The organism is Nostoc sp. LEGE 12454 (assembly GCF_056620565.1).
The window spans coordinates 1-7282 of the sequence record NZ_JBWQXL010000091.1 but is presented as its reverse complement, the minus strand read 5'-3'; the positions used below and the strand labels follow the sequence as shown (position 1 = coordinate 7282).

The 7282-nt window shown below is 38.0% G+C and carries 6 protein-coding genes and 1 pseudogene; 5 read left to right on the top strand and 2 right to left on the bottom strand.

From position 1 onward, the window contains the following. The first annotated feature begins 378 nt into the window (after positions 1 to 378). Positions 379 to 1161: a WD40 repeat domain-containing protein gene (locus AC1F2U_RS34295; RefSeq protein WP_480265198.1), complete on the top strand. Its 783-nt coding sequence runs from the start codon at positions 379 to 381 to the stop codon at positions 1159 to 1161. 177 nt (positions 1162 to 1338) lie between these two features. Here the strand turns inward: AC1F2U_RS34295 and AC1F2U_RS34290 are convergent, their stop codons facing one another. Next, positions 1339 to 1677 (bottom strand): element excision factor XisI family protein, encoded by a 339-nt coding sequence (locus AC1F2U_RS34290; protein ID WP_480265197.1) that lies wholly within the window; start codon positions 1675 to 1677, stop codon positions 1339 to 1341. After that, entirely contained in the window at positions 1668 to 2078 is a 411-nt protein-coding gene (locus AC1F2U_RS34285) for a XisH family protein (protein WP_480265196.1), read from the bottom strand. Before AC1F2U_RS34285 ends, AC1F2U_RS34290 begins: the two co-directional genes overlap by 10 nt. A 404-nt stretch (positions 2079 to 2482) precedes the next feature. Between AC1F2U_RS34285 and AC1F2U_RS34280 the strand changes: the two genes are divergently transcribed. From AC1F2U_RS34280 to AC1F2U_RS34265, 4 genes and pseudogenes are all read left to right on the top strand, one after another. After that, entirely contained in the window at positions 2483 to 3217 is a 735-nt protein-coding gene (locus AC1F2U_RS34280; RefSeq protein WP_480265195.1) for a hypothetical protein, read from the top strand. Positions 3218 to 3279: 62 nt separating this feature from the next. Beyond that, positions 3280 to 4218, top strand: a complete 939-nt coding sequence (locus AC1F2U_RS34275; RefSeq protein ID WP_480265194.1) for a DUF1822 family protein — start codon at positions 3280 to 3282, stop codon at positions 4216 to 4218. Positions 4219 to 4332: 114 nt separating this feature from the next. Then, the gene (locus AC1F2U_RS34270; RefSeq protein WP_480265192.1) at positions 4333 to 6648 is read left to right on the top strand and encodes an nSTAND1 domain-containing NTPase; all 2316 of its coding nucleotides are present in this window, start codon (positions 4333 to 4335) and stop codon (positions 6646 to 6648) included. A 32-nt stretch (positions 6649 to 6680) separates the two neighbouring features. Continuing rightward, positions 6681 to 7157: pseudogene (locus AC1F2U_RS34265) on the top strand (ISAzo13-like element transposase-related protein); the annotation flags it as partial. Between the last annotated feature and the right edge of the window lie 125 nt (positions 7158 to 7282).

The window sequence follows — 7282 nt, the reverse complement described above, 5'->3', positions numbered from 1 at the left end:
ACGAATCGTACTTGTCTTGAATGCTTTCTACTACCTGCTTATCAGACATATAAGCCTTTAATTCGGTTACATTCCGATCATCTAACCATTCGGCAAATTGTTCAAGTTATTTTTACATGATGCCTTATCGCCTCCGGTGGTGATGATGGGCTTGTTAAATTATGGAGTAAAGATGCTAGAAAACGTGACGGTTTTCAAGGTCATAATAGTTCCTATCTACATACTAGTTTAAGTTATTATGGTGACACCATCGCTCTTGGTGGGGAAGATGGAATAATCAAAATATGGACTAAGTATGGTCGTCAAATTGGAAACTTTAAAGTTGATAAGGGCTTATCCAGTCTGAGTATTGCTTCAGCGGGCAATACTATTATATCTATGAGCCGGAATCGAAAGGATATAGGTGATGAGAACAACTGGAAGATTAAACTTTGGAACAAACAGGGTAAGTTATTAAAAACTTTTGGCAAAGGTTTTGAAGTTTCTCTGAGTCCAGATGGTAAAATAGTTGCCTCAGCTGATGGAAGTGAGGGAACAATCACACTTTGGAGTAGAGAGGGCAAACACTTACGAACCTTCAAAGCTCACAATGGCAGTTCTTCTAGTATAGCTTTTAGTCCAGATAGTAACATCATTTCCTCTACTAGTATTGATGATAATACAGTTAAACTTTGGAACAAACAGGGGCAGTTACTAGCAACATTTAATGGGCATTATAGTACAATAACAAGCATTAGATTTAGCTCTGACAGTACAATGATTGCATCTGGTGATAGTAGCGGCATAATTAAGATTTGGAATACACAAGGTCAGGTTTTACAAATATTAAAAGGGCACATAAGTAGCATCCTAAGTATTAGCTTTAGTCCCGATTCTAATATCATTGCTAGTAGTGCAGGCAATATAATAAAATTATGGAGTTTTGATGGTAGAGAACTAAAAGACATTAAGACTAATACAAATAATAGGATTTTACAATTAAGTTTTAGTGATGACGCAAACAATATCGTTTCTGTTAATGACAATGGAAGAATAGTGATATGGAATTTTGACCTTAATAATTTGTTAAAAAAAGGTTGCAAACATCTACACGATTATTTAAAGAATAATTCCGACATTAGTCCAGAAGATAAAAGATTATGCGATGATATATTGATATAATAAAAACTGCGATGGCGTTTGCGCTAGGGTTAAATTGGAAGTGCGATTGGTACAGTTTTTGAGATGCGATCGCTTTACAATGTGGGTTAAATTAGAAGTGCGAGTTGCAACGCTTTGCGACTCAGCTCAACGAAGTTATCGCTTTGCAGTACAGGTTAAATTATATAATTGTATTTTTCAACTTCCAAACTCAGTAAACTGACGTATATAGGGTTCATGAAACGCCAAAATAATATCTTGCTTGGGTACTCCCATTTCCACTAATTGATTAGCAATTCCAATTTCAGTACCATCATGTTGAATCCAAATTTTCCCATCTTTAATATCAAGATGTAAAATGCAACCAAAATCCCGTTTATTTCCTCTCCAACCGACGTAAAGTAATTGATAATGGTCTTGTTGTTCGTCAAAAATTGTTTGCACCTCATACTCTTCATATTTTCGTGACATTGAAGCTCGCTTTTGCCGTTCGGAAAGAAGGTGTTTAATATATTGTCGATATTCTTCTACAGCCATTGACTAATAATCTCCTGCTCTACATCGTAAATCACCAATCGTAATTGATATTTTTCAACTGCCGATATAATAAATTTTCGTTGAAAAAAAGTTTCATAAACAGGCAATCTTACGGCTAAATAAAGTAGGCGATCGGGTTCAATTTTATCTAAAGCATCTCGATAATTTAAAAATTGTCCCAAGGCAGTATGAAATTCGGAAACATTCGATGGACTAATAAAACTTTTAATTTCTACCGCTATTTTTCGTCCTTCTCTCTCTGCTCCTAAAAGTTGCTCTGCGGCTAAATCAATCTCAAAATCCACATCATCGACATTAATTTCGTATGGGTCAGCTGTAATATTCCAACCGTCTTTTTCTAAAGCGTTTCTGACAATATTATGAAATCTATCTTTTGCCATATAAGTTTACTATGTGAGCATTTAGGCTATTTCAAGGTAGATAATACACAATATTTGCTCTGCTTCCTATTTTAACGTTAATGGTTAGCTTGACAGTGGGGACTGGAAGTATGTCAGCGATACCTACGGCACACTTCGCGATCGCTCCTGCTTCTGTAGCCTCGTACTACAAAAATAATTTTCAAATATTTTCCCAAAAACTGCGTAAAAGCTCCCCATCTCCTTCGTAGAAGGGTTTAAAGAGGTTGGGGAGGAATTACCATGCATCGATAAAAGTCGAATATATTCCCGCGAAAAGCTCGCTACCTGGGATATTTTACCGCATGGTGTTGCGTTGCTCCCGTTGAAGGTGCAAATTTCCCAAAATTCAAACAACTATTTACCCTACAGTATTCTATGTATTCATGATGACAACAAAATACCAAGCATTCGAGGTGCAACAGGAGATTTCGATGGATGATAATTTAGATTTACAGTTGCGTCAGCTAGTCTACGCAGCACAAAACCATCCCCAAAAAAGTGCAGAACGAAGGAAAATTCTCAATAAATTGATTACCAAAATTCAAAGTTCGGGAAAATTAAAAAAGTTTGTAGAATGGCGGCAAAAATTAACTCATTTTCCAGATATTTATAGCGAAGCAGAAGCAAATACATATTTGGAAATTTGCAAAGATATCGAAGATTATCGTCCAGAACATCCCGTGATGGCTTGGGTTAATCAAATATTTACTTGGCGATTTCACGATGTTCGGAGGCAATACAGAAGGCGAACGCAAATATTGTCCCTTGATGATTTAGATAGTCGTAACAGTGGTTCGGATAAACCTATAAGCAAAGAATTATCGAGGGTTCAAGATGAAATTAAAGATAAATTAATCTCTGAGACTGAGGATGAATTGGAATTATCAACCACCAAAAATTTCGTCAATAATGACCCAGAAGGACTTTTACAAAATACTTATATTGGTGAAGATAAAAATGCCAATTTACAGAAAGTCATATTAATGAGATTAGATCATGAAAAATGGGAAGATATATCTCAAAAATTAGGTCATCCAATATCAAGGCTATCTGAGCTATATCAACGCAACATTAAAAAGCGTAAAATCATCGATTATTTTCGTAAATATTTACAATAAGACAGTAGACCGAACCTTAATTCTCAATCATTCACTCTTGCACAAACATATTCAGGACAATTATGAACACTAACCACGAACAAACATCTTTCACTATTCCTCTCAGTATAGAAGCTCATGAAAGAGCTAATCAACGCAAACAAGGAATATCAAATACTGAGGATGGGAAAAAAATCTATCTCAATACTTTAGCTGTGTATGCGGTCAATTATTATCTTGATTGTATGGGGTTTGAAACTAAGGGATCAAATGCAGATAATAGTAATCCGTGGATGCTAAGTTTAATTGATTTGGCTGATTTGGAAGTAAAAAATATTGGTAAAATCGAATGTCGTCCAGTATTACCAGATGCGGAATATTTGGAAATTCCTACTGAGGTAAGGTCAGATAGAATTGCTTATGTTGCGGTACAGTTTAACCAATCTTTAAAAGAAGCAACAATTTTAGGTTTTACAACTCAACCATTAGCGAAAGTTCCTTTAACTCAGTTACAATCTGTAGATAATTTACTGGATTATTTAACAGCGAAAGAACAAGCTGTAAAAGTCAATATTCGACAATGGTTAGAGGGAGTAATTACAGAGGGTTGGTTAAACGTGGAAGAAATATTTAATCCACGAGAACTGAGTTTTAGATTTGCGAGAAATTTTAGCGTGACGAAGTGCAAAAAAGTTGATATGGGTTTGCAGTTAAATGGCGAGTCTGTGGTTTTGATTATCAAGTTAAATCCTAAAAATAAAGAGATAAATGATGTAAAAAATCAAACTCAGGGTGAAATAGATATTATTGTACAAGTTCATCCTGACCGAGAAAAAAGTGTTTCTTTACCTCCAGGATTAAAATTGGTTGTTACTGATGAAAATGGTCAAGAAGTAGATGCTGTTACTTCTCGACAGAATGATGATTGGGTGGAGATTGCATTAAGTGCAGAATTAAATGAGGAATTTTGTGTTGAGATAATTTTAGGTGAGTCGAAAGTGACTCAGGATTTTGTTGTATGATTTTGTATGGTGCGTTCCTAACGCACCTAAATATGTCTTTCTGGTGCATTACGGACATTCGTCATAACACACTCTTATATTTTTAATAATTCAATAATTTAGATTGCATCACCTATGAAAAAGCTGGTTATTCTCAAATTTGATGGCAATTTTGAATCAGGGTTTCAAGTCAATTTAGAAATAGCTAATGAAGGACAACGCGCTTATCGAACCACCACAGCTAAGTTACCGGAAAATATTAAGATTCCGCAATTATTAAATAACTGGCACGAAATATATTGCAGTCAATATAGTCAATTTAGGGTTAAATCTCAGGGGAGTAGTCAGGTTAATCTGGAATCTTTAAAGCAAGAATGTACAAGAGAATCTATCAACTTACTTGCTAGTTTTAATCAATGGCTGAATGTACCATCTTTTACATCTATTGTCAATTTTTTACACGAACTAAATCTCAAAGATGAAATCAGAATCATAATTACGACTTCTTGTCATGAATTACGTCAACTACCTTGGCATTTGTGGGATGTTTTGATTAATTTTCCACTGGTAGAGGTGGCTTTAAGTTCGCCAAATGCAGAACAGGGAGAACGAGCATATCGAGAAAAAATTAGAATTTTAATTATTTTGGGGGATAGCTTAAAGATTGATATTGAAGCTGATAAAAAGCTGCTACATAATTTTTGTGGTGATGCTGCGGAAATTGTCTTATTACAACAACCATCACGGGAGGACTTAAATCATTATCTGCAAGATGATTTGGGTTGGGATATGTTGTTTTTCTCTGGACATTCTCGAACGGAGAAAACCCAGGGGAGGATTTATATAAATCATCACGACAGTTTGACGATCGCAGAATTGCGGGATGCTTTGCAAGTTGCAATTAAAAGACGTTTGCAAATTGCATTTTTTAATTCCTGTGATGGTTTAGGGATTGCTTATGAGTTAGAACAACTGCACATTCCCCAAGTAATTGTGATGCGAGAACCTGTACCGGATATAGTCGCACAGGAGTTTTTGAAGTATTTTCTGCAAGACTTTACTGGTGGGAAGTCTTTGTATATTTCGGTGAAAAATGCACGGTTGGAATTACAACAACTAGAGTCAGAATTTCCCTGTGCTAGTTGGCTTCCGGTAATTGTTCAAAATCAGACGGAAATACCACCAACTTGGCAAAGTTTGGGGATAATTTCTTTTTGTCCCTATCAAGGTTTGAGTGCGTTTAAGGAAGAGAATGCTGAGTATTTTTTTGGGAGAAATAAAGCAACCGCGAGTCTAGTTACTGCTGTTAATAGTAAACCTTTGGTGGCTGTAATTGGTGCTTCGGGTAGTGGGAAATCTTCGCTGGTGTTTGCTGGCTTAATTCCGCAATTGCGTGGGGATACTATTAATAATTGGTTGATTTTATCGTTTCGTCCGGGTAAAAATCCCTTTGCTGCTTTGGCTGTAGCGTTGGTTTCGGCGTTAAATTTACCAGAAAATGAGCGACGTTTGGCTGAGTTGGAATTGGATGTAAATTTACAGCGCGATTCGACAAGTTTGGAAGGGTTTATTACCTCACCCCTAACCGGTCTCCTGGGAGGACAGGGGAAGCGGATTTTGTTGATTGCTGACCAATTTGAGGAAATTTATACTCTGTGTACGGATGCAGAGGAACGCAAAATTTTCTTGGATGGTTTGCTACAAGCGGTTAATAATGCACCGTTTTTTACCTTATTACTCACCTTACGGGCGGATTTTTTATCTAGGGCGTTGGATGATTATGAGCCTTTTGGGCGATCGCTACAACAGTATCAACTAGAGCCTGTGGTGCGGATGAATCGGAAGGAGTTGGAAGCAGCGATCGCACTCCCCGCGAGACAATTGGGTTTTGAGTTTGAGAAGGGTTTGTGTAATACCATAATTGATGATATTGAAGATGGGGATGGGCGTTTGCCGTTGTTAGAATTTACCCTGACTCAGTTGTGGAAGCAGCAATATGTGGGAAGATTGACCCATCAAGCATATAAGAAAATTGGCGGGGTGGAGAAAGCGCTGGCTAATTATGCAGAGATGGTTTATGCAGACTTGAGCGCAGGGGAACGGGAAACAGCGCAACGGGTGTTTATTCAGTTAGTGCAACCGGGGGAAGGTACGGAAGATACCCGCAGGTTGGCGACGAGTGAGGAAGTGGGGGGAGATAATTGGGATTTGGTGACGCGCTTGGCTGATAAGCGGTTGGTGGTGACGAACTGGGATGAATTGAGGAATGAGGAAACGGTGGAAGTCGTCCACGAGGCTTTGATTCGCCATTGGGGACGGTTACAGGGGTGGATGCAGGAGAACCGCAAGTTTCGCATTTGGCAACAAGGGTTGATAGTTGCGTTGCAGCAATGGGTGGATAGTGGTAAGGCATCATGTAAAAATAACTTGAACAATTTGCCGAATGGTTAGATGATCGGAATGTAACCGAATTAAAGGCTTATATGTCTGATAAGCAGGTAGTAGAAAGCATTCAAGACAAGTACGATTCGTTATCGCCTTATTTGAATGAGAAAACACGGCGTATTTGGGCAGCAATTGAAGCCCGAAGCCTGGGCTGGGGAGGCGTGAGTCAGGTTGCGATCGCAACTGGACTATCCCGGACTACAATCCATGCTGGGATACGGTTATTGTTAGACGCTTCGGGGGAAAAAACCTCGAATGATGATAGTAATCGAATTCGTTCGTCAGGTGCTGGACGTAAACTACTTGAAGAAAAAGACGCAATGCTGCTATCAGATTTAGAATCGCTGATTGAACCAGTGACACTGGGAGACCCAGAATCTCCTCTAAAATGGACTTCTAAAAGTGTTGTGAAACTGGCTGCGGCATTAAACATTGGGGGACATAGGACTAGTCCTAAAAGTGTTTATAACTTACTTGAATCGCTTGGCTACAGCTTACAATCAAATCGTAAAACCCCCTAGCTATCTAATTGGTATTTTAGGGCTTGAGACTCAAGCACAGAGAGAATTTCTGTATGTTGATTGACCAAACCTTGTATTGCGGTAATTGGATCATGGTGAAGGCGATGTTTGCGTTGGCG

Bases quoted from the DNA above. Each gene is read 5' to 3' on its own strand.
- AC1F2U_RS34295 (WP_480265198.1), top strand. From the start codon at position 379: ATGAGCCGGAATCGAAAGGATATAGGTGATGAGAACAACTGGAAGATT.
- AC1F2U_RS34290 (WP_480265197.1), bottom strand. From the start codon at position 1,677: ATGGCTGTAGAAGAATATCGACAATATATTAAACACCTTCTTTCCGAA.
- AC1F2U_RS34285 (WP_480265196.1), bottom strand. From the start codon at position 2,078: ATGGCAAAAGATAGATTTCATAATATTGTCAGAAACGCTTTAGAAAAA.
- AC1F2U_RS34280 (WP_480265195.1), top strand. From the start codon at position 2,483: ATGATGACAACAAAATACCAAGCATTCGAGGTGCAACAGGAGATTTCG.
- AC1F2U_RS34275 (WP_480265194.1), top strand. From the start codon at position 3,280: ATGAACACTAACCACGAACAAACATCTTTCACTATTCCTCTCAGTATA.
- AC1F2U_RS34270 (WP_480265192.1), top strand. From the start codon at position 4,333: ATGAAAAAGCTGGTTATTCTCAAATTTGATGGCAATTTTGAATCAGGG.